This window comes from Pseudomonas alkylphenolica (assembly GCF_016009175.1).
Lineage (GTDB): Bacteria > Pseudomonadota > Gammaproteobacteria > Pseudomonadales > Pseudomonadaceae > Aquipseudomonas > Aquipseudomonas alkylphenolica_B.
In genome coordinates, this window is record NZ_JADUCM010000009.1 from 16441 (window position 1) to 36802 (window position 20362).

General features: G+C 61.6%; 16 protein-coding genes. 12 read left to right on the forward strand and 4 right to left on the reverse strand.

Annotation, left to right across the window (positions count from 1 at the left end; translation table 11 throughout):
* The first annotated feature begins 166 nt into the window (after window positions 1–166).
* From I5S59_RS10620 to prpF, 5 genes are all read left to right on the forward strand, one after another.
* On the forward strand, window positions 167–877 hold the full coding sequence (locus I5S59_RS10620) for a GntR family transcriptional regulator (RefSeq protein WP_197876560.1): 711 nt from the start codon (window positions 167–169) through the stop codon (window positions 875–877).
* On the forward strand, window positions 874–1761 hold the full coding sequence (gene prpB, locus I5S59_RS10625) for a methylisocitrate lyase (RefSeq protein ID WP_197876561.1): 888 nt from the start codon (window positions 874–876) through the stop codon (window positions 1759–1761). The genes I5S59_RS10620 and prpB overlap by 4 nt, the downstream gene beginning before the upstream one ends.
* Window positions 1762–1824: 63 nt before the next feature.
* A complete protein-coding gene (prpC, locus tag I5S59_RS10630; protein WP_197876562.1) occupies window positions 1825–2952 on the forward strand; it encodes a bifunctional 2-methylcitrate synthase/citrate synthase in 1128 nt (375 codons plus the stop codon).
* A gap of 79 nt (window positions 2953–3031) precedes the next feature.
* Complete coding sequence (gene acnD / locus I5S59_RS10635) at window positions 3032–5620, forward strand: Fe/S-dependent 2-methylisocitrate dehydratase AcnD (protein ID WP_197876563.1); 2589 nt, start codon at window positions 3032–3034, stop codon at window positions 5618–5620.
* A gap of 134 nt (window positions 5621–5754) precedes the next feature.
* On the forward strand, window positions 5755–6945 hold the full coding sequence (gene prpF / locus I5S59_RS10640) for a 2-methylaconitate cis-trans isomerase PrpF (protein ID WP_197876564.1): 1191 nt from the start codon (window positions 5755–5757) through the stop codon (window positions 6943–6945).
* Window positions 6946–7016: 71 nt separating this feature from the next.
* On the opposite strand, the gene acnB is transcribed toward prpF, so the two are convergent.
* A complete protein-coding gene (gene acnB, locus I5S59_RS10645) occupies window positions 7017–9626 on the reverse strand; it encodes a bifunctional aconitate hydratase 2/2-methylisocitrate dehydratase (protein WP_197876664.1) in 2610 nt (869 codons plus the stop codon).
* Between the two features lie 407 nt (window positions 9627–10033).
* Between acnB and I5S59_RS10650 the strand changes: the two genes are divergently transcribed.
* Window positions 10034–10501 (forward strand): DUF1289 domain-containing protein, encoded by a 468-nt coding sequence (locus I5S59_RS10650; RefSeq protein WP_197876565.1) that lies wholly within the window; start codon window positions 10034–10036, stop codon window positions 10499–10501.
* 107 nt (window positions 10502–10608) lie between these two features.
* Here the strand turns inward: I5S59_RS10650 and I5S59_RS10655 are convergent, their stop codons facing one another.
* On the reverse strand, window positions 10609–11472 hold the full coding sequence (locus I5S59_RS10655) for a universal stress protein (protein WP_197876566.1): 864 nt from the start codon (window positions 11470–11472) through the stop codon (window positions 10609–10611).
* 158 nt (window positions 11473–11630) lie between these two features.
* Here I5S59_RS10655 and I5S59_RS10660 point away from each other — a divergent pair, with 158 nt between their 5' ends.
* From I5S59_RS10660 to I5S59_RS10675, 4 genes are all read left to right on the forward strand, one after another.
* A complete protein-coding gene (locus I5S59_RS10660; RefSeq protein ID WP_197876567.1) occupies window positions 11631–12236 on the forward strand; it encodes a tRNA-(ms[2]io[6]A)-hydroxylase in 606 nt (201 codons plus the stop codon).
* Window positions 12237–12372: 136 nt separating this feature from the next.
* Window positions 12373–12891 carry a MarR family winged helix-turn-helix transcriptional regulator gene (locus I5S59_RS10665; RefSeq protein WP_197876568.1) on the forward strand — a complete coding sequence of 173 codons (519 nt, stop codon included), beginning with the start codon at window positions 12373–12375 and terminating at the stop codon, window positions 12889–12891.
* Between the two features lie 15 nt (window positions 12892–12906).
* On the forward strand, window positions 12907–14109 hold the full coding sequence (locus tag I5S59_RS10670) for an HlyD family efflux transporter periplasmic adaptor subunit (RefSeq protein ID WP_197876569.1): 1203 nt from the start codon (window positions 12907–12909) through the stop codon (window positions 14107–14109).
* Complete coding sequence (locus I5S59_RS10675) at window positions 14106–15635, forward strand: DHA2 family efflux MFS transporter permease subunit (RefSeq protein WP_197876570.1); 1530 nt, start codon at window positions 14106–14108, stop codon at window positions 15633–15635. Before I5S59_RS10670 ends, I5S59_RS10675 begins: the two co-directional genes overlap by 4 nt.
* Window positions 15636–15721: 86 nt before the next feature.
* On the opposite strand, the gene I5S59_RS10680 is transcribed toward I5S59_RS10675, so the two are convergent.
* Together I5S59_RS10680 and I5S59_RS10685 are read right to left on the reverse strand one after the other, a co-directional pair.
* A complete protein-coding gene (locus I5S59_RS10680) occupies window positions 15722–16444 on the reverse strand; it encodes a UDP-2,3-diacylglucosamine diphosphatase (protein ID WP_197876571.1) in 723 nt (240 codons plus the stop codon).
* The gene (locus tag I5S59_RS10685) at window positions 16441–16944 is read right to left on the reverse strand and encodes a peptidylprolyl isomerase (RefSeq protein WP_197876572.1); all 504 of its coding nucleotides are present in this window, start codon (window positions 16942–16944) and stop codon (window positions 16441–16443) included. The genes I5S59_RS10680 and I5S59_RS10685 overlap by 4 nt, the downstream gene beginning before the upstream one ends.
* Window positions 16945–17180: 236 nt before the next feature.
* Here I5S59_RS10685 and I5S59_RS10690 point away from each other — a divergent pair, with 236 nt between their 5' ends.
* Both I5S59_RS10690 and cysS read left to right on the forward strand, forming a co-directional pair.
* On the forward strand, window positions 17181–18884 hold the full coding sequence (locus I5S59_RS10690) for a glutamine--tRNA ligase/YqeY domain fusion protein (RefSeq protein ID WP_197876573.1): 1704 nt from the start codon (window positions 17181–17183) through the stop codon (window positions 18882–18884).
* 9 nt (window positions 18885–18893) lie between these two features.
* The gene (gene cysS, locus I5S59_RS10695) at window positions 18894–20276 is read left to right on the forward strand and encodes a cysteine--tRNA ligase (RefSeq protein WP_197876574.1); all 1383 of its coding nucleotides are present in this window, start codon (window positions 18894–18896) and stop codon (window positions 20274–20276) included.
* Window positions 20277–20362: the final 86 nt, after the last annotated feature.

Here is a 20362-nt window from a genome sequence, read left to right on the forward strand (position 1 = left end):
CGGCATTCTATCACGCTGGTGTGATGGCGCCAGCGGCTGCACTCAGACAACACCCGCACTGGTGAAGTTCGTTCTTAGACGATTGTCGACAATATTTATTTTGTCTTTGACTCCGCTTGCCAATTTGGCTAGTTTTGGCCTCATTGATTTGTGAGGTGTCGACAATATGTTGGACGCAGCCTTGGTTCCCGGTGCCATCGCGGAGGATTCCGAAACACTCTCGGAAAACGTCTTCCGCCGCATCCAGGCCGCTATCGTCAAGGGTGAAATCGCCCCTGGCAGCAAAATCTCCGAGCCTGAGCTGGCGCGCACCTACGGTATCAGCCGCGGGCCACTGCGCGAGGCCATTCATCGCCTTGAGGGCCAGCGCCTGTTGGTGCGCGTGCCCCACGTCGGTGCGCGGGTCGTGTCGCTCAGCCATGCCGAGCTGATCGAGCTGTATGAGATCCGCGAGTCGCTGGAAGGCATGGCCTGTCGCCTGGCTGCCGAGCGTATGAGCGTAGCCGAGATCGACGAGCTGCGCCGGGTGCTCGACACCCATGAGCGCGACGCTACGTTCCAGGCCGGCCTGGGTTACTACCAGCAGGAAGGCGACTACGACTTCCACTACCGGATCATTCAGGGCAGCGGCAACCGCACATTGGTGCAGATGCTCTGTGGCGAGCTGTATCAGCTGGTGCGCATGTACCGCATCCAGTTCTCTGCCACGCCCAACCGGCCGCGCCAGGCGTTCGCCGAACACCACCGCATTCTCGATGCCATCGCCGACCGTGACGGTGAACTGGCCGAGCTCTTGATGCGCCGTCACATCGGCGCCTCCAAACGCAACATCGAGCGTCATTATCAGGACGCGTCTAGCCCACGAGGTGATTCATGAGTCAGAAAAGTCCCGGCCAGCGTTTTCGTGATGCCGTCGCCGCCGAGCACCCGCTGCAGGTTGTCGGTGCGATCAATGCCAACCATGCGCTGTTGGCCAAGCGTGCCGGCTTCAAGGCTATCTATCTGTCCGGTGGCGGTGTAGCAGCCGGCTCGCTGGGCCTGCCTGACCTGGGTATTACCGGCCTTGACGACGTACTCACCGATGTACGCCGTATCACCGACGTGTGCGACCTGCCATTGCTGGTGGACGTCGACACCGGTTTCGGTTCCTCGGCCTTCAACGTTGCCCGTACCATCAAGTCGATGATCAAGTTCGGCGCTGCGGCCATTCATATCGAAGACCAGGTCGGCGCCAAGCGTTGCGGCCACCGCCCGAACAAGGAAATCGTCTCCCAGCAGGAGATGGTCGACCGCATCAAGGCGGCGGTAGATGCCCGTACCGATGACAGCTTCGTGATCATGGCGCGTACCGATGCCCTGGCCGTAGAAGGCCTGAACGCTGCCCTGGACCGCGCTGCCGCCTGCATCGAAGCCGGTGCCGACATGATTTTCCCGGAAGCGATCACTGAGCTGGCGATGTACAAGACCTTCGCTGACCGTGTGAAAGCCCCGATCCTGGCCAACATCACCGAATTCGGCGCCACTCCGCTGTACACCACCGAAGAGCTGGCCTCGGTCGATGTGTCGCTGGCGCTGTACCCGCTGTCGGCCTTCCGCGCCATGAACAAGGCGGCCGATAACGTCTATAACGCGCTGCGCCGCGACGGTACCCAGAAAAATGTCGTCGACACCATGCAAACCCGCATGGAGCTGTATGACGCCATCAACTACCACGCGTTCGAGCAAAGCCTCGATGCGCTGTTTGCCCAGAAGAAGGGCTGAAACGCGGTTTGAACCCGTGATGCATTGCCGTTTCCCATAACAAATTCAAGAGTGGAGAAAAACATGGCCGAAGCAAAAGTACTCAGTGGTGCCGGCCTGCGTGGTCAAGTGGCCGGGCAAACCGCACTGTCGACAGTCGGACAGGCCGGTGCCGGCCTGACCTACCGTGGTTACGACGTCCGCGACCTGGCCGCGGGTGCCGAGTTCGAAGAAGTGGCCTACCTGCTGCTGTACGGCGAACTGCCGAGCGCTGCTCAGCTGGCCGAATACAAGGGTCGGCTGAAAACCCTGCGTGACCTGCCTCAGGCGTTGAAGGAAGTGCTTGAGCGCATTCCGGCAGATGCCCATCCGATGGACGTGATGCGCACCGGTTGCTCGGTACTGGGCACCCTGGAGCCCGAGCTGACGTTCGAGCAGCAACGCGACAAGACCGACCGCCTGCTGGCACTGTTCCCGGCGGTGATGTGCTACTGGTACCGCTTCACTCACCATGGCGTGCGCATCGAGTGCACCAGCGATGAAGACACCATTGGCGGTCACTTCCTGCACCTGCTGCATGGCAAGAAGCCGAGCGAGCTACACGTAAAAGTGATGAACGTCTCGCTGATCCTGTACGCAGAGCACGAATTCAACGCCTCGACCTTCACTGCCCGTGTGTGCGCCTCGACCTTGTCGGACCTGTATTCGTGCATCACCGCCGCCATCGGCTCGCTGCGCGGCCCGCTGCATGGCGGTGCCAACGAAGCGGCGATGGAGCTGATCGAGCGCTTCCAGAGCCCGCAGGACGCGGTGACAGAACTGCTGCAGATGCTTGAGCGCAAAGACAAGATCATGGGCTTTGGTCATGCGATCTACAAAGAGTCCGATCCGCGTAACGAAGTGATCAAGGGCTGGTCGAAGCAGCTCGCCGACGAAGTGGGCGATACCGTGCTGTACCCGGTGTCCGAAGCGATCGACAAGACCATGTGGGAGCAGAAGAAGCTGTTCCCGAACGCCGACTTCTACCATGCCTCGGCGTATCACTTCATGGGCATTCCGACCAAGCTGTTCACGCCAATCTTTGTCTGCTCGCGTCTGACCGGCTGGGCCGCTCACGTGTTCGAGCAGCGCGCCAACAACCGCATCATCCGTCCAAGCGCCGAATACACCGGCGTTGAGCAGCGCAAGTTCGTGCCAATCGAGCAACGCTGAGACCGGCTTTGAGCGGCCAGCACTGGCCTCAGTGCTGGCCCTCACGCCACCGAACTTACCGTGATTGAGTCCCTGTGCCATGAATACTGAATTTCGCAAGAACCTGCCGGGCACCGGCCTGGATTATTTCGACGCCCGTGCGGCGGTCGACGCGATCAAGCCCGGCGCCTACGACACGCTTCCCTACACCTCGCGCGTACTGGCAGAAAACCTGGTGCGCCGTTGCGATCCGGCCAGCCTCAATGCCTCGTTGAGCCAACTGATTGAGCGCAAGCGCGATCTCGACTTCCCGTGGTTCCCGGCCCGCGTCGTGTGCCATGACATTCTCGGCCAGACCGCGCTGGTGGACCTTGCCGGTCTGCGTGACGCTATCGCCGACAAGGGCGGCGATCCTGCCCAGGTCAACCCGGTAGTACCGGTGCAGTTGATTGTCGACCACTCGCTGGCCGTGGAGTGCGGTGGCTTTGATCCGCAGGCGTTCGAAAAGAACCGTGCCATCGAAGACCGTCGCAACGAAGACCGCTTCCATTTCATCAACTGGACCAAGAAGGCATTCAAGAATGTCGACGTGATCCAGCCCGGCAACGGCATCATGCACCAGATCAACCTGGAGAAGATGTCGCCGGTCATCCACGCCGAGCGCGGCGTGGCCTATCCGGACACCTGCGTCGGTACCGACAGCCACACCCCGCACGTTGATGCCCTGGGCGTGATCGCCATCGGTGTCGGCGGCCTGGAAGCCGAGAACGTCATGCTCGGCCGCGCCTCGTGGATGCGTCTGCCGGAAATCGTCGGCGTCGAGCTGAGCGGCAAGCCGCAGCCTGGCATCACCGCCACTGACGTGGTGCTGGCCCTGACCGAATTCCTGCGCAAGGAAAAAGTCGTTGGTGCCTACCTCGAGTTCTACGGCGAAGGCGCCCGTGCCCTGACCCTGGGTGACCGTGCGACCATCTCCAACATGGCCCCCGAATACGGCGCCACTGCGGCAATGTTCTCCATTGACCAGCAGACCATCGACTACCTCAAGCTCACCGGTCGTGACGACGAGCAGGTCAAACTGGTGGAAACCTACGCCAAGGTTGCCGGCCTGTGGTCTGACAGCCTGGCCAATGCCGAGTACGAGCGTGTGCTGCGCTTCGACCTGTCCAGCGTCGTGCGCAACATGGCTGGCCCGTCCAACCCGCATGCCCGCGTTGCAACCAGCGACCTGGCCAGCAAAGGTATCGCCGGCCAGTGGGAAGAGGTGCCGGGGCAGATGCCGGACGGCGCCGTGATCATTGCTGCGATCACCAGCTGCACCAACACCAGTAACCCGCGTAACGTGATCGCCGCCGGCCTGCTGGCGCGCAACGCCAACAAGCTCGGCCTGGTCCGCAAGCCATGGGTCAAGTCGTCCCTGGCGCCGGGCTCCAAGACGGTAGCCCTGTACCTGAAAGAAGCGGGCCTCGATGACGAGCTGGAGCAGCTTGGCTTCGGTATCGTGGCGTTTGCCTGCACCACCTGCAACGGGATGTCCGGTGCCCTGGATCCGGTTATCCAGCAGGAAATCATCGACCGTGACCTGTACGCCACTGCCGTGCTCTCGGGTAACCGCAACTTCGACGGGCGTATCCATCCGTACGCCAAGCAGGCGTTCCTGGCTTCGCCGCCGCTGGTAGTGGCTTATGCCATCGCCGGTACCATCCGCTTCGACATCGAGAAGGATGTGCTGGCGGTGGTCGACGGCAAGGAAATCCGCCTCAAGGATATCTGGCCGAGCGACGAAGAGATCGACGCCGTGGTCAAGGCAGCGGTCAAGCCGGAGCAGTTCCGCCAGGTCTACATCCCGATGTTTGCCATCGAGGAAGACACCGGGCCTAAAGTCGACCCGCTGTACGACTGGCGCCCGATGAGCACCTACATCCGCCGTCCGCCGTACTGGGAAGGCGCCCTGGCCGGCGAGCGCACGCTCAAGGGCATGCGCCCGCTGGCGGTGCTGCCGGACAACATCACCACCGACCACCTGTCGCCGTCGAACGCCATCATGCTCGACAGCGCCGCCGGTGAATACCTGGCGAAAATGGGCCTGCCGGAGGAAGACTTCAACTCCTACGCAACGCACCGTGGTGACCACCTCACCGCGCAGCGTGCGACCTTCGCCAACCCGAAACTGTTCAACGAAATGGTTCAGGAAGGCGGCAAGGTCAAGCAGGGTTCGCTGGCGCGGATCGAGCCGGAAGGCAAGGTCACCCGTATGTGGGAAGCCATCGAAACCTACATGGACCGCAAGCAGCCGCTGATCATCGTTGCCGGTGCCGATTACGGTCAGGGCTCGTCCCGTGACTGGGCGGCCAAGGGCGTGCGCCTGGCGGGTGTCGAGGCTATCGTTGCCGAAGGCTTCGAGCGTATTCACCGCACCAACCTGGTGGGCATGGGCGTGTTGCCGCTGGAGTTCAAGCCAGGCGTCAACCGCAAGACCCTGGACATCGACGGCACCGAAACCTTCGATGTGGTCGGCCAGCGCACCCCGCGCGCAACCTTGACCCTGGTGATCACCCGTCACAACGGCGAGCGCGTCGAAGTGCCGGTGACCTGCCGCCTGGACACCGCCGAAGAAGTCTCGATCTACGAAGCAGGCGGCGTGCTGCAGCGCTTTGCCCAGGACTTCCTCGAGTCGGCGACCGCCTGAGAAAAACTGTAGGGGCCGGCTTGCCGGCGATGAAATCGACGCCGATTGCGTGGCGTCTGCATCGCTGGCAAGCCAGCTCCTACGGGTTGTTGTCAGCCTTATGTTTACGTGTATTTTCCCAGGACAAGATTCCCATGGCTCACGTACCCCAGATCAAAATCCCCGCCACCTACATCCGTGGTGGCACCAGCAAAGGCGTTTTTTTCCGTCTGCAGGATCTGCCTGAGCGCGCACAGGTTCCGGGCGCGGCCCGCGATGCCCTGCTGCTGCGGGTGATCGGCAGCCCCGATCCGTATGGCAAGCAGATCGACGGCATGGGGGGCGCAACCTCCAGCACCAGCAAGACTGTGATCCTTTCGCACAGCAGCAAGGCCGATCACGACGTCGACTACCTGTTTGGTCAGGTGTCCATCGACAAGGCCTTCGTCGACTGGAGCGGCAACTGCGGTAACCTTTCGGCAGCCGTTGGCTCCTTCGCCATCAGTGCCGGCCTGGTCGACAGCAGTCGTATCCCGCAGGACGGCATCGCCACGGTGCGTATCTGGCAAGCCAACATCGGCAAGACCATCATTGCCCATGTGCCGATCACCAACGGTGAAGTGCAGGAGACCGGCGACTTCGAGCTGGATGGCGTGACCTTCCCGGCGGCCGAAGTGCAACTCGAGTTCATGGACCCGGCTGCCGACGAAGACGGTGAGGGCGGTTCGATGTTCCCGACCGGCAACCTGATCGATGACCTGGAAGTGCCTGGTATCGGTACCCTCAAGGCGACGCTGATCAACGCTGGCATCCCGACCATCTTCATCCAGGCCGAAGCCATCGGTTACACCGGTACCGAGTTGCAGGACGCGATCAACAGCGATCCTCAAGCCTTGGCCAAGTTCGAGACCATCCGTGCCTATGGCGCCGTGCGCATGGGCTTGATCGAACACATCGATGAAGCGGCCAAGCGTCAGCACACGCCGAAAGTTGCCTTTGTTGCACCGCCGACGGCTTACCAGTCGTCCAGCGGCAAAGCGGTGGCGGCGTCAGACGTTGACCTGTTGGTGCGTGCGCTGTCGATGGGCAAGCTGCACCACGCCATGATGGGTACCGCTGCGGTGGCCATTGGCACGGCGGCGGCAGTCCCGGGCACGCTGGTCAATCTCGCGGCCGGTGGCGGCGAGCGCAGTGCCGTTCGTTTCGGTCACCCGTCGGGCACCCTGCGCGTTGGCGCTGAAGCCCGTCAGGTGAATGGCGAGTGGACGGTCACCAAGGCCATCATGAGCCGCAGTGCGCGGATTCTGATGGAGGGTTGGGTGCGTGTGCCGGGTGATGCCTTCTAAGGCTTCTGATCAGTACAAGCGCTCAATAAAAAACCCCGCCGATTGGCGGGGTTTTTTTACGCTAAGTCAGCTTACGCTTGAACGACCGGAATGTTGGCGCTCGCAGCAGCTTCACGGAACTCGGCGATCTGGTCGAAGCTCAGGTAGCGGTAAACGTCGGCAGCCATGCTGTCGATGTTCTTCGCGTACTCCATGTACTCTTCGACGGTTGGCAGCTTGCCCAGGATCGAGGCAACAGCAGCCAGCTCGGCCGAGGCCAGGTAGACGTTAGTGGCGTCGCCCAGGCGGTTCGGGAAGTTACGGGTCGAGGTGGAAACCACGGTCGAACCGGTCTGTACGCGTGCCTGGTTACCCATGCACAGCGAGCAGCCTGGCATTTCCATGCGCGCACCGGCTTTGCCGTAGATGCCGTAGTAGCCTTCTTCGGTCAGCTGGTGAGCGTCCATCTTGGTTGGCGGAGCCAGCCACAGACGGGTAGGGATGCCACCCTTGACCTTCTCCAGCAGTTTACCGGCAGCGCGGAAGTGACCGATGTTGGTCATGCACGAACCGATGAACACTTCGTCGATCTTCTCGCCCTGAACGGTCGACAGCAGACGGGCGTCGTCCGGGTCGTTCGGCGCGCAGAGCACAGGCTCTTTGACGTCGGCCAGGTCGATCTCGATGATCTCGGCGTATTCGGCGTCCTTGTCGGCTTCCAGCAGAACCGGGTTGGCCAGCCAGGCTTCCATCGCTTGTGCGCGGCGCTCCAGGGTACGCGGGTCACCGTAGCCTTCGCTGATCATCCAGCGCAGCAGGGTGATGTTCGACTGCAGGTACTCGGCGATAGCCTTTTCTGGCAGCTTGATCGAGCAGCCGGCAGCGGAACGTTCAGCCGAGGCGTCCGACAGTTCGAACGCTTGCTCGACGGTCAGTTCATCCAGGCCTTCGATTTCCAGGATGCGGCCGGAGAAGGCGTTGATCTTGCCTTTCTTCTCGACGGTCAGCAGGCCTTTCTGGATGGCGTAGTAAGGGATTGCATGAACCAGGTCACGCAGGGTGATGCCCGGTTGCAGTTTGCCCTTGAAGCGCACCAGTACCGACTCCGGCATGTCCAGCGGCATGACGCCGGTGGCAGCGGCGAAGGCGACCAGGCCGGAACCGGCCGGGAACGAGATGCCGATCGGGAAACGGGTGTGCGAGTCACCACCGGTACCGACGGTGTCCGGCAGCAGCATGCGGTTCAGCCAGCTGTGGATGATGCCGTCGCCAGGACGCAGGGACACGCCGCCACGGGTGCGGATGAAATCCGGCAGGGTGTGGTGGGTGGTGACGTCGATTGGCTTCGGATAGGCCGCGGTGTGGCAGAACGACTGCATGACCAGGTCGGCAGAGAAGCCCAGGCACGCCAGGTCTTTCAGCTCGTCACGGGTCATCGGGCCAGTGGTGTCCTGGGAGCCGACGGTGGTCATCTTCGGTTCGCAGTAGGTGCCAGGGCGTACGCCTTTGCCTTCCGGCAGGCCGCAGGCCTTGCCGACCATTTTCTGCGCCAGGCTGTAGCCTTTGCCGGTATCGACCGGGGCTTCAGGCAGCTTGAACAGGTCGGTTGCACCCAGGCCCAGTTCGGCACGGGCTTTCTCGGTCAGGCCACGGCCGACGATCAGCGGGATACGGCCGCCAGCGCGGACTTCGTCGAGCAGCACCGGGGTCTTCAGTTCGAAGGTGGTGATGACCTCGTCGGTGCCGTGCTTGCAGACTTTGCCGGCGTACGGGTACACGTCGATGACGTCGCCCATGCCCAGGTTGGTGCAGTCGAATTCGATCGGCAGGGCGCCGGCGTCTTCCATGGTGTTGTAGAAGATCGGGGCGATCTTGGTGCCGAAGCAGAAACCACCGGCGCGCTTGTTCGGCACGTACGGGATGTCGTCGCCGAAGAACCACAGCACCGAGTTGGTGGCGGATTTACGCGAGGAACCGGTACCGACCACGTCACCGACGTAGGCGACCGGGAAGCCTTTGGCTTTGACTTCTTCGATCTGCTTCAGCGGACCGACGGCGCCTGGTTGCTCAGGCACGATGCCGTCACGGGCCATTTTCAGCATGGCCAGGGCGTGCAGCGGGATATCAGGGCGCGACCAGGCGTCCGGAGCAGGGGACAGGTCGTCGGTGTTGGTTTCGCCAGGGACCTTGAATACGGTCAGGCTGTACTTTTCTTCGATCGCAGGACGGGCGGTGAACCACTCGCCGGCGGCCCAGGATTCCAGTACGGCTTTGGCGTGAGCATTGCCAGCCTTGGCTTTTTCGGCAACGTCGTGGAACGCATCGAACATCAGCAGGGTGTGCTTCAGTTGCTCGGCGGCAACGGCAGCCAGCTCGGCGTCATCCAGCAGTTCAACCATGGTGGCGATGTTGTAGCCGCCCTGCATGGTGCCCAACAGCTCTACCGCGCGCTTTTTGTCGATCAGCGGGGAAGTGGCTTCGCCCTTGGCGACAGCAGAGAGGAAACCGGCCTTGACGTAGGCAGCTTCGTCCACTCCTGGTGGAACGCGGTTGGTGATCAGGTCGACGAGGACTGCTTCTTCGCCAGCAGGGGGATTCTTCAGCAGCTCGACCAGGCCTGCGGTTTGTTCGGCGTTAAGCGGCTGGGGCACGATGCCCAGGGCGGCACGCTCTTCGATGTGTTTGCGGTAGGCTTCAAGCACAGTTATTACCCTCATCAGTGGTCCCAAATGGGTGTCCGGGACGCTCATCCAGAAAATCCGGCACCCATGCGCAATACGGCTTCTTGGGCCGCGTAGCCAGGGTTGCAGGAGATCCTCACAGAAGCTGCTTTCAAAGTTTTACGCCTGTAGAACGGAGGCTGATGAGGGCTGGCGCGGAATATGCGATGAGGCGTATATCCCGGGCCAACGCCGTTCTACCGGATCAACTGTGCTCGTGACGCTTTGAAAACAGCTTCTAACGGACATTGGCGCCTTAAAAAGGCCGGATGATTCTACGGTAAAAACTCGATAAAGGTAAGGCGCGCACGATGACTTTAACGGGTGACCCCCGTTAGACAAAGGGCTAACATGGCAGGCTGTTCCACCGTTCGGTTGTTGGTTTTTTCATGTCCAATCAGTCAATTAAAACGCCTTGTGTTGGCCTCTGTTCCACGGTTTACGGGGACTTGGTGTGCCGTGGCTGCAAGCGTTTTCATCATGAAGTGATCAACTGGAACGGCTACAACGAAGACGAAAAGCGTGCGGTCTGGCTGCGCCTCGAGCAATTGCTGGTGCAGGTCATGGTGGCCAAACTTGAGGTCTTTGATGCCGCGCGGCTGCGTTCGCAACTTGAAGTGCGCAAGATCCGCTTCGTGCCGCACCAGTCCGAGTATTGCTGGGCATACCAGCTGATCGCTCGTGGCGCACGGGTTATTCGTGAGATCGAGGCCTACGGCATGGTGCTGTTGCCGGAGTTTCGCGACTGGGAGCTGCCCGAGCTGCGTGACGCCATTGATCGGGAGTTTTTCTTGCTGTCCGAGGCCCACTACCAGCGCTACATCGCGCCGGGGTTCCTCAAGGATGCGCTGGGCTGAATCGCCGTAGGCGCGAGGCTTGCCCGCGAAGAACAATGGCGGTGTAGCAGATACACCGCAGCGTCTGGTTCGCCGGCAAGCCTGGCTCCTACCTAGCAATGCGGCCCTTAGCCTTGCGCCAGCTCGGTCAGGTGGACCCGTGCTTCTTCGCTTTTAAGCACCAGCACATCGCATTCCAGCGAATCGAGCACGACCTCCGCCGTATTGCCGATCAGGGCCCCGGATATCCCGGTGCGGGCCACGGTGCCGATGACGGTGACCGCCGCCTTGTATTTACTGGCGGTGTACGGGATCAGTACGTCAGCCGGGCCTTCGGCAACGTGCAGGCGATCATCGCTGATATCGAATTCGGCCTGGAACGCGGCGCATTCCTCGCGGTAGCGCTGTTCGATAGTCTCCTTGAGCTGGTACACCGGATCAGCGGCCGACAGCATTGGTGAGGGATGGGCGCTGATCACATGCAGGTTGCCCTTGGCGAGGTTGGCGATCTTGTAGCCGTGATCGATGATGCTCTTGTGCAGCAGGCGGTGCGTTTCGTCATGGTTGCCGACGTCCACTGCAGCGAGGATCACGCCACCGGTCCAGGGGGTTTCGGTCTTGACCATCAGCACCGCGCTGGGGCACTGGCGCAACAGCTTCCAGTCGGTCGGGGTGAGCAGAGCCCGCTTCAGCGGGTTGTCCGGGCGGTGTTCCTTGATCACCAGGTCACAGCCTTCTGCCTGCTGCACATCGACAATCGACTCGTGCAGCGAGTCGTGCCAGGCCTGCTCATGGGTGACGTTGTTGTAGCCGTCGTCATGCAGCTGGCTGGCGAGCAGGCTGAGCAGGGCGCTGTGGTCCTGTTTCTTGTCGCACATCAATAGGTGCAGGCGCGCACCCGTGGCGCCTGCGATCAGCTTCGCCCGCTTGAGCGCGCGGCTGTGGGCGTGTTCAGGGTCGAGTACCACCAGGATGCTGCGTACTTCTTGCATGAGCGTGAACTCCCTTCAGAAATGGCGACCGATGCCTGACTATAGTCGGCGCCAAGTGCTATGGGCGTTGATATGTATCAAGCATAGTTCACTGGTGATCGCCGCCGCTGCCGGTATAATCGCCGGTCTTGCCGTTTGCCCTGCCTGTTTGTGAGCCTATGCACCTTATTCCCGAAATTGATGCGTTCCTTGGTTGCCGTACTCCCGATGCCTGGGTCCAGGCGGCGCTCGCCGACCAGGAAACCCTGCTGATCGACCACAAGAACTGCGAGTTCAAGGCCGCCAGCACCGCGTTGAGCCTGATGGCCAAGTACAACACGCACCTGGACCTGATCAACATGATGTCGCGCCTTGCCCGTGAAGAGCTGGTGCACCACGAGCAGGTGCTGCGCTTGATGAAGCGCCGCAAGATCGCCCTGCGTCCGCTGTCCGCCGGCCGTTATGCCTCGGGTCTGCGCCGTGTGGTGCGCACCCATGAGCCGGTGAAGCTGGTCGACACGCTGGTGGTGGGCGCCTTTATCGAAGCCCGTAGCTGTGAGCGTTTTGCCGCGCTGGTGCCGCACCTGGATGAAGAGCTCGGCAAGTTCTACCACGGTCTGCTCAACAGCGAGGCCCGTCACTACCAGGGTTACCTGAAGCTGGCTCATCAATATGGCGAGCGGGCGGATATCGAGCGGGTAGTGGAGAAGGTCAGGGCGGTCGAGGCCGAGCTGATCAGCACCCCCGATGAAGAGTTTCGCTTCCATAGCGGCATTCCCGCCTGAGACTTTTCGGTTGAACAAGGGCTGCCTCGGCAGCCTTTTTTATCGCCTAAATAGAAAGCAAGCTAATTAATGCCTTGACGATAACTGTCTAAGCAGTAACATTATGTTACTAGCTGCCTAAGCAGGGATCTTGTTCATGCCGCATTACACCCCGGAAAACTTTCAGACCTGCACCCTGGGCTTGCTCCTGGGGCGTGCGGCGTTGGTCAAAGACCGCATTCTTGACAGCCATCTGCAGGCGTTCGGCGTTACCGCAGCGCAATTCAAGGTGCTGATCATCGTCGCCCAGTTCGGGGTCGACACCCCGGCCGAGCTGTGTCGCTACCTGGCGCTGGACAGCGGATCGATGACGCGCATGCTCGACCGCCTGGAGCAAAAAGACCTGCTGGTTCGCCGGCGCTGCCCCGATGACCGTCGTCAGGTGCGCCTGGCGCTGAGTGAGGAAGGCAACAAGCTCGCCGACCAATTGCCGCACATCGGCGCGGCGGCAATGAACGAACTGCTCGGGGTACTGGCCCCGGGCGAACTGGCCAGCCTGGAACACCTGCTGACCAAAATGCTGCTGGCCGCGGGTGACAGCCTCACGGCGTTGCGCGTAAGTGCGGCAAACGAGCACAAGGCTGCCCTGCAGTCCTGTGCTGCTGATTCTGAGTAAGACAAGGTATTCGACATGGCCACTGCCACTCCCCAAGACACTGCCGATTCCGTGCAGGCACTCGATAACACGCGCAAACGCAAGACCTGGCTGCTCGCCCTGGCCTTGCTGGTCGTGCTTGGCGCCGCGGCGGTATGGGCCTGGCACGAGTTGTACGGGCGCTGGAACGAAGAAACCGACGACGCCTATGTCAACGGCAACGTGGTGGAAATCACCCCGTTGGTGACCGGTACGGTAGTCAGCATCGGCGCCGACGACGGCGACCTGGTGCATGAAGGCCAGGTACTGCTGGAGTTCGACCCCAGCGATGCCCAGGTCGGGCTGCAGGCCGCTCAGGCCCAGCTGGCCCGTGCCGTGCGCCAGGTACGCGGCCTGTACAGCGATGTCGATGGCAAGAAAGCCCAGGTGCAGGCGCGTCAGGCCGAGCTGAGCAAGGCCCAGGAAAACTACACCCGACGCAAGACCCTGGCGGCTGGCGGAGCGATTTCCCTGGAGGAGCTGTCCCACTCCCGTGATGACCTGACCTCGGCTCAGGGCGCCTTCGACACGGCCAAGCAGCAACTCAACACCACCTCGGCACTGGTCGATGACACCGTGGTGTCGTCTCATCCACAAGTGATGGCGGCGGCCGCGGATTTGCGCCAGGCGTACCTGAACGCCGCACGCACCACCTTGGTGGCACCGGTCACCGGCTATGTCGCCAAGCGCACGGTGCAACTGGGCCAGCGGTTGCAGCCGGGCACCGCGACCATGGCCGTCATCCCCCTGGATCAGTTGTGGATCGACGCCAACTTCAAGGAAACACAGCTGCGCCACATGCGCATCGGTCAGCCGGTGGACATCATCGCCGACCTGTACGGCAGCGAAATCAAATACAGCGGCACCATCGACAGCCTCGGCGCCGGTACCGGCAGCGCCTTTGCCTTGCTGCCGGCACAGAATGCCACCGGCAACTGGATCAAGATCGTCCAGCGCGTACCGGTGCGTGTCCATATCAACCCTGAACAACTGGCGGCGCACCCGCTGCGTATCGGCCTGTCGACGCAGGTTACGGTCGACCTGCACGACCAGAGCGGCCCGGTGCTGGCCCAGTTGCCGCCGCAAAAGGCATCGTTTGCTACCCGTGTCTACGACAGTCAACTGGTCGAGGCCGATGCCTTGATCGCGCGGCTGATCCATGACAACAGCGCAGGCACCAGCAAGACGGCGCTGCGATGAGCAACACGGCTTCATTCAGCCCGCCGAGCCTGCTGCTGACGACCATCGGGCTGTCGCTGGCGACGTTCATGCAGGTGCTCGATACCACCATCGCCAACGTCGCCTTGCCGACCATCTCCGGCAACCTCGGCGTCAGTTCGGAGCAGGGCACCTGGGTGATCACCTCGTTTGCGGTAAGCAACGCAATTGCCTTGCCGCTGACCGGCTGGCTGAGCCGGCGCTTCGGCGAGGTCAAACTGTTTCTCTGGGCCACACTGCTGTTCGTGCTGGCCTCTTTTCTCTGTGGTATTGCGCGGTCGATGCCCGAGCTGGTTGGTTTTCGGGTGCTGCAAGGCATTGTCGCCGGCCCGTTGTACCCGATGACCCAGACCTTGCTGATTGCCGTCTATCCGCCGGCCAAACGCGGCATGGCGCTTGCGTTGCTGGCGATGGTCACCGTGGTGGCGCCGATTGCCGGGCCTATCCTCGGAGGCTGGATTACCGACAGCTACAGCTGGCCGTGGATCTTCTTCATCAATGTGCCCATCGGCCTGTTTGCCGCCGCCGTCGTGCGTCAACAGATGCGCTCGCGGCCGGTCAGCACGCAGCGTCAGCCCATGGACTACATTGGCTTGCTGAGCCTGATCATCGGCGTCGGGGCCTTGCAGATCGTACTGGACAAGGGCAATGACCTGGACTGGTTCGAGTCCGGGTTTATCGTGATTGGCAGCCTGATTTCGGTGGTGTTCATCGCCGTGTTCATCATCTGGGAGCTAACCGACAAGCACCCGGTGGTCAACCTGCGGTTGTTCGTGCACCGTAACTTTCGCATCGGCACGATCGTGCTGGTGGGCGGCTACGCGGGCTTTTTCGGCATCAACCTGATCCTGCCGCAGTGGCTGCAAACGCAGATGGGCTACACCGCTACCTGGGCCGGCCTTGCCGTGGCGCCGATCGGTTTGCTGCCGGTGCTGATGTCGCCCTTTGTCGGCAAATATGCGCACAAGTTCGACCTGCGCGTGTTGGCGGGGGTGGCGTTTCTGGCCATCGGCACCAGTTGTTTCATGCGTGCCGGCTTCACCAATGAAGTGGACTTTCAGCACATTGCCCTGGTGCAGTTGTTCATGGGCATCGGCGTGGCGCTGTTCTTCATGCCCACCTTGAGCATCCTGCTGTCGGACCTTCCACCGCATCAGATCGCCGACGGCTCGGGGCTGGCTACCTTCCTGCGCACCCTGGGGGGGAGTTTCGCCGCCTCGTTGACCACCTGGATCTGGATTCGCCGGGCGGACCAGCACCATGCCTACCTGAGTGAAAGCATCAGTACCTACGAACCAGCCACCCGCGAAGCACTGAATCACCTGGGCGGTGCGAACGGGCAGTCGTATGCGCAGCTGGAGCGGATGCTCAGCAGCCAGGCCTACATGATGTCGACGGTGGATTACTTCACCTTGATGGGCTGGGTGTTTGCCGGGCTGATACTGCTGGTGTGGCTGGCCAAACCACCGTTTGCGGCCAAAGCCGGGCCGGCGTCCGCAGGGCATTGAGCGCAAGCATCGCCGGCAAGCCGACGCCTACAAAACCGCGAGTGTAGGAGCCGGCTTGCTGGCGAAAAGGCCCGAAGGGCTTTCAATCAGGGAAACGCAAAAGGCTGCAGCTGAAACCCTTGCTCATCCACTTCCAGCGCCCAACCCTGGCGGTCCCAATCGCCCAGCACGATACGTCGCGCCGGCTGATCATTGACCATCAGCTTGTGAATCGCCGGGCGATGGGTGTGGCCGTGCACCAGCGTGAGCACGCCATGTTCGGCCATGACCCGCGGCACTTCTTCCGGCGTCACATCGACGATGTCGTTGGCCTTCATTCGTACCTGGGTGCGGCTTTCATTGCGTAGCTTGCGCGCCAGCTTCCGGCGGGTGCCGAGCGGCAGGTGCCGCAGGATCCACATGCTCACAGGGTTGCGCAGGTAACGACGCATTTTCATGTAGCCCAGGTCCAGGGTGCACAAGCTGTCGCCGTGCATCAGCAGGACCGGTTCGCCGCCCAGCGTCACCACGCTCGGGTCGCGTAGCAGTGTGCAGCCAGCGGCCTTGCAAAAGGCTTCGCCGATCAGGAAGTCACGGTTGCCATGCATCAGGTAGACCTGCGTGCCGCTGTCGCTGAGGGCGCGCAGGGCTTGGCAGATCGTGGTCTGGAAGGGCGTCATGGCGTCGTCGCCGATCCACACCTCGAAAAAGTCGCCAAGGATGTACAGCGCCTTGGCGTGGCGGGCACGACCGTCGAGCAGATCAAGAAACGCCCGGGTAATGTCCGGGCGTTCTTCTTGCAGGTGCAGATCAGAGATCAGCAGTATCACTCAACGATCTCGGCTTTCTCGATGATCACGTCATCAACCGGAACGTCCTGGTGGCCGGACTTGGAACCGGTGGCAACGGCTTTGATCTTGTCGACAACGTCGGTGCCTTCGGTGACTTTACCGAATACCGCGTAGCCCCAGCCTTGAACGTTCTTGCCGCTGTGGTTGAGGAAGCTGTTGTCGGTAACGTTGATGAAGAACTGTGCCGATGCCGAATGCGGCTCCATGGTACGGGCCATGGCGATGGTGTACTTGTCGTTGCTCAGGCCGTTGTCGGCTTCGTTCTGGATGCTTGGGCGCTTGTCTTTCTTCTCTTTCATGCCTGGCTCGAAACCGCCGCCCTGGATCATGAAGTTACCGATGACGCGGTGGAATACGGTGTTGCTGTAGTGGCCAGCGTTTACGTATTCGATGAAGTTGGCCACGGTGATCGGGGCTTTTTCAGCGTTCAGTTCGATGACGATGTCGCCGAAGTTGGTGCTCAGTTTGACTTTGGACATGCTGGAATTCGCTCTTTCAAGGCATTTGAAATAGGGCCGCGCGGGGGCGCGATACACACTTGACGCACAGTCTACAGCCCGCGATACGTGATTTGCGGCAGTTTTTTCGCATTGCCTGCCGAATATCGCGGCTGTTTGTCGGCCCGACGCTGTCGGCAGCTCGACCGCTTCGGCTATGATAAGCGCTTTGATTCAGTCGGCCTACCCAGGCCGTGCACCCCGTATTCAAGGATCCTATGAGCAAGCCCACTGCCGACACCGCTCCCAACGCCGCTGCCAAAGGCGCCCCAGCCGTTCCTGCAAACTTCCTGCGCCCGATCGTGCAGGCTGACCTGGACGCGGGCAAGCACAGCAGCATCGTCACCCGTTTCCCGCCAGAGCCCAACGGTTACCTGCACATCGGCCACGCCAAGTCGATCTGCGTGAACTTCGGTCTGGCCCAGGAGTTCGGTGGAGCCTGTCACCTGCGTTTCGATGACACCAACCCGGCCAAAGAGGACCAGGAGTACATCGACGCCATCCAGAGCGATGTGAAGTGGCTGGGCTTCGAGTGGACCGGCCCGGTGCGCTACGCCTCGGAATACTTCGACCAGCTGCACCTGTGGGCGATCGACCTGATCAAGGCCGGCAAGGCCTATGTCTGCGACCTGACCCCGGAGCAGGCCAAGGAATACCGCGGCAACCTGACCGAGCCCGGCAAGAACAGCCCGTTCCGCGAGCGCAGCGTCGAGGAAAACCTCGACCTGTTCGCGCGCATGAAGGCCGGCGAGTTCAAGGACGGCCAGTGCGTGCTGCGTGCCAAGATCGACATGGCATCGCCGAACATGAACATGCGCGACCCGATCCTGTACCGCATCCGTCATGCCCACCACCACCAGACCGGTGACAAGTGGTGCATCTACCCGAACTACGACTTCACCCATGGTCAGTCGGACGCCATCGAAGGCATCACCCACTCGATCTGCACCCTGGAGTTCGAAGGTCACCGTCCGCTGTACGAGTGGTTCCTGGACAACCTGCCGGTGCCGGCCAAGCCGCGTCAGTACGAGTTCAGCCGCCTGAACCTGAACTACACCATCACCAGCAAGCGCAAGCTCAAGCAGCTGGTCGACGAACAGCACGTCAACGGCTGGGACGACCCGCGCATGTCGACCCTGTCCGGTTTCCGTCGCCGTGGCTACACCCCGGCGTCGATCCGCAACTTCTGCGAAATGATCGGCACCAACCGTTCCGACGGCGTGGTCGACATGTCGATGCTCGAGTTCAGCATCCGTGACGACCTCGACCGTACCGCGCCACGTGCCATGTGCGTGCTGCGTCCGTTGAAGGTAGTGATCACCAACTACCCGGAAGGTCAGGTCGAGAACCTCGAGCTACCACGTCACCCGAAAGAAGACATGGGCGTGCGTGCGCTGCCGTTTGCGCGCGAAATCTACATCGATCGCGACGACTTCATGGAAGAGCCGCCTAAAGGCTACAAGCGCCTGGAACCCGCCGGTGAAGTGCGCCTGCGTGGCAGCTACGTGATCCGCGCCGACGAGGCCATCAAGGACGCCGACGGCAACATCGTCGAGCTGCGTTGCTCCTACGATCCGGACACCCTGGGCAAAAACCCTGAAGGCCGTAAAGTCAAAGGCGTGATCCACTGGGTGCCGGCTGCGGCCAGCGTCGAGTGCGAAGTGCGTCTGTACGACCGCCTGTTCCGCTCGGCCAACCCCGAGAAGACCGAAGATGGCGGCAGCTTCCTCGACAACATCAATCCCGATTCGCTGCAGGTACTCACCGGTTGTCGTGCGGAACCTTCGCTGGGCCAGGCCCAGGCAGAAGACCGCTTCCAGTTCGAGCGCGAAGGTTACTTCTGCGCCGACCTGAAAGACTCCCAGCCGGGTCGCCCGGTATTCAACCGGACTGTGACCCTGCGCGATTCGTGGGGCAGCTGAGGAACGCTCGTGCTTACCATCTACAACACGCTTAGCAAGACCAAAGAAGTTTTCAAACCGCTGGACGGCAACAATGTGCGGATGTACGTCTGCGGCATGACCGTGTACGACTTCTGCCACCTGGGCCATGGCCGCAGCATGGTTGCCTTCGACCTGGTCACCCGCTGGTTGCGTTACAGCGGCTACAACCTGACTTATGTGCGCAACATCACCGACATCGATGACAAGATCATCAACCGTGCCAACGAAAACGGCGAGTCGTTCGACGCGCTGACGGCGCGCATGATCGACGCGATGCACGAAGACGAGCGTCGCCTGAACATCCTGCCGCCCGATCTGGAGCCGCGTGCCACCGACCATATCCCGGGCATGCACGCGATGATCCAGACCCTGATCGACAAGGGCTACGCCTACGCGCCGGGTAACGGCGACGTGTACTACCGGGTCGGCAAGTTTGTCGGTTACGGAAAGCTGTCGCGCAAGAAGATTGAAGACCTGCGCATTGGCGCACGTATCGAGGTCGACGAGGCCAAGCAGGACCCGCTGGACTTCGTCCTCTGGAAAGGCGTCAAGCCGGGCGAGCCGAGCTGGGAATCGCCGTGGGGCGCCGGTCGTCCGGGCTGGCACATCGAGTGCTCGGTGATGTCCACCTGCTGCCTGGGTGAAAGTTTCGACATCCATGGCGGCGGCAACGACCTGGAGTTTCCGCACCACGAGAACGAAATCGCCCAGAGCGAGGCCGCGACCGGCAAGCAGTACGCCAATTCGTGGATGCATTGCGGCATGATCCGCATCAATGGCGAGAAGATGTCCAAGTCCTTGAACAACTTCTTCACCATTCGCGATGTACTCGACAAGTATCACCCGGAGGTTGTTCGTTACCTGCTGGTGTCGAGTCACTACCGCAGCTCGATCAACTATTCCGAAGACAGCCTGCGCGAGTCCAAGGGTGCGCTGGAGCGTTTCTATCATGCGCTGCGTGGCTTGCCACGGGTCGAGGCCAAGGGCGGCGACAGTTATGTCGAACGCTTTACCCTGGCGATGAACGATGACTTCGGTACCCCGGAAGCGTGCGCCGTGCTGTTTGACCTGGTGCGTGAAATCAACCGCCTGCGCGAAAGCGAGCCGGAGGTTGCGGCGGGCCTGGCGGGTCGTTTGCGTGAGCTGGGCGACTTGCTGGGCGTGCTGCAGCTGGATGCGGATGACTTCCTGCGTGCCGGTGCCGAAGGCAAGGTCGATGCGGCTGAAGTCGAAGCCTTGATCCAGGCGCGCTTGCAGGCGCGCGCCGACAAGAACTGGGCAGAGTCCGACCGCATTCGCGACCAGATCACCGCCATGGGTGTGGTGCTGGAAGACAGCAAAGGCGCAACCACCTGGCGCCTGGCTGACTGATCGGCAGTGAATTCATCGCTGGCAAGCCAGCTCCCACAGGTACGAATGCACGCCCCTGTGGGAGCGGGTTTACCCGCGATGAGGCC

What these genes read in the sequence shown, in the direction of transcription:
- I5S59_RS10620 (WP_197876560.1), top strand. Translation starts at nt 167, where the DNA reads ATGTTGGACGCAGCCTTGGTTCCCGGTGCCATCGCGGAGGATTCCGAA.
- prpB (WP_197876561.1), top strand. Translation starts at nt 874, where the DNA reads ATGAGTCAGAAAAGTCCCGGCCAGCGTTTTCGTGATGCCGTCGCCGCC.
- prpC (WP_197876562.1), top strand. Translation starts at nt 1,825, where the DNA reads ATGGCCGAAGCAAAAGTACTCAGTGGTGCCGGCCTGCGTGGTCAAGTG.
- acnD (WP_197876563.1), top strand. Translation starts at nt 3,032, where the DNA reads ATGAATACTGAATTTCGCAAGAACCTGCCGGGCACCGGCCTGGATTAT.
- prpF (WP_197876564.1), top strand. Translation starts at nt 5,755, where the DNA reads ATGGCTCACGTACCCCAGATCAAAATCCCCGCCACCTACATCCGTGGT.
- I5S59_RS10650 (WP_197876565.1), top strand. Translation starts at nt 10,034, where the DNA reads ATGTCCAATCAGTCAATTAAAACGCCTTGTGTTGGCCTCTGTTCCACG.
- I5S59_RS10655 (WP_197876566.1), bottom strand. Translation starts at nt 11,472, where the DNA reads ATGCAAGAAGTACGCAGCATCCTGGTGGTACTCGACCCTGAACACGCC.
- I5S59_RS10660 (WP_197876567.1), top strand. Translation starts at nt 11,631, where the DNA reads ATGCACCTTATTCCCGAAATTGATGCGTTCCTTGGTTGCCGTACTCCC.
- I5S59_RS10665 (WP_197876568.1), top strand. Translation starts at nt 12,373, where the DNA reads ATGCCGCATTACACCCCGGAAAACTTTCAGACCTGCACCCTGGGCTTG.
- I5S59_RS10670 (WP_197876569.1), top strand. Translation starts at nt 12,907, where the DNA reads ATGGCCACTGCCACTCCCCAAGACACTGCCGATTCCGTGCAGGCACTC.
- I5S59_RS10675 (WP_197876570.1), top strand. Translation starts at nt 14,106, where the DNA reads ATGAGCAACACGGCTTCATTCAGCCCGCCGAGCCTGCTGCTGACGACC.
- I5S59_RS10685 (WP_197876572.1), bottom strand. Translation starts at nt 16,944, where the DNA reads ATGTCCAAAGTCAAACTGAGCACCAACTTCGGCGACATCGTCATCGAA.
- I5S59_RS10690 (WP_197876573.1), top strand. Translation starts at nt 17,181, where the DNA reads ATGAGCAAGCCCACTGCCGACACCGCTCCCAACGCCGCTGCCAAAGGC.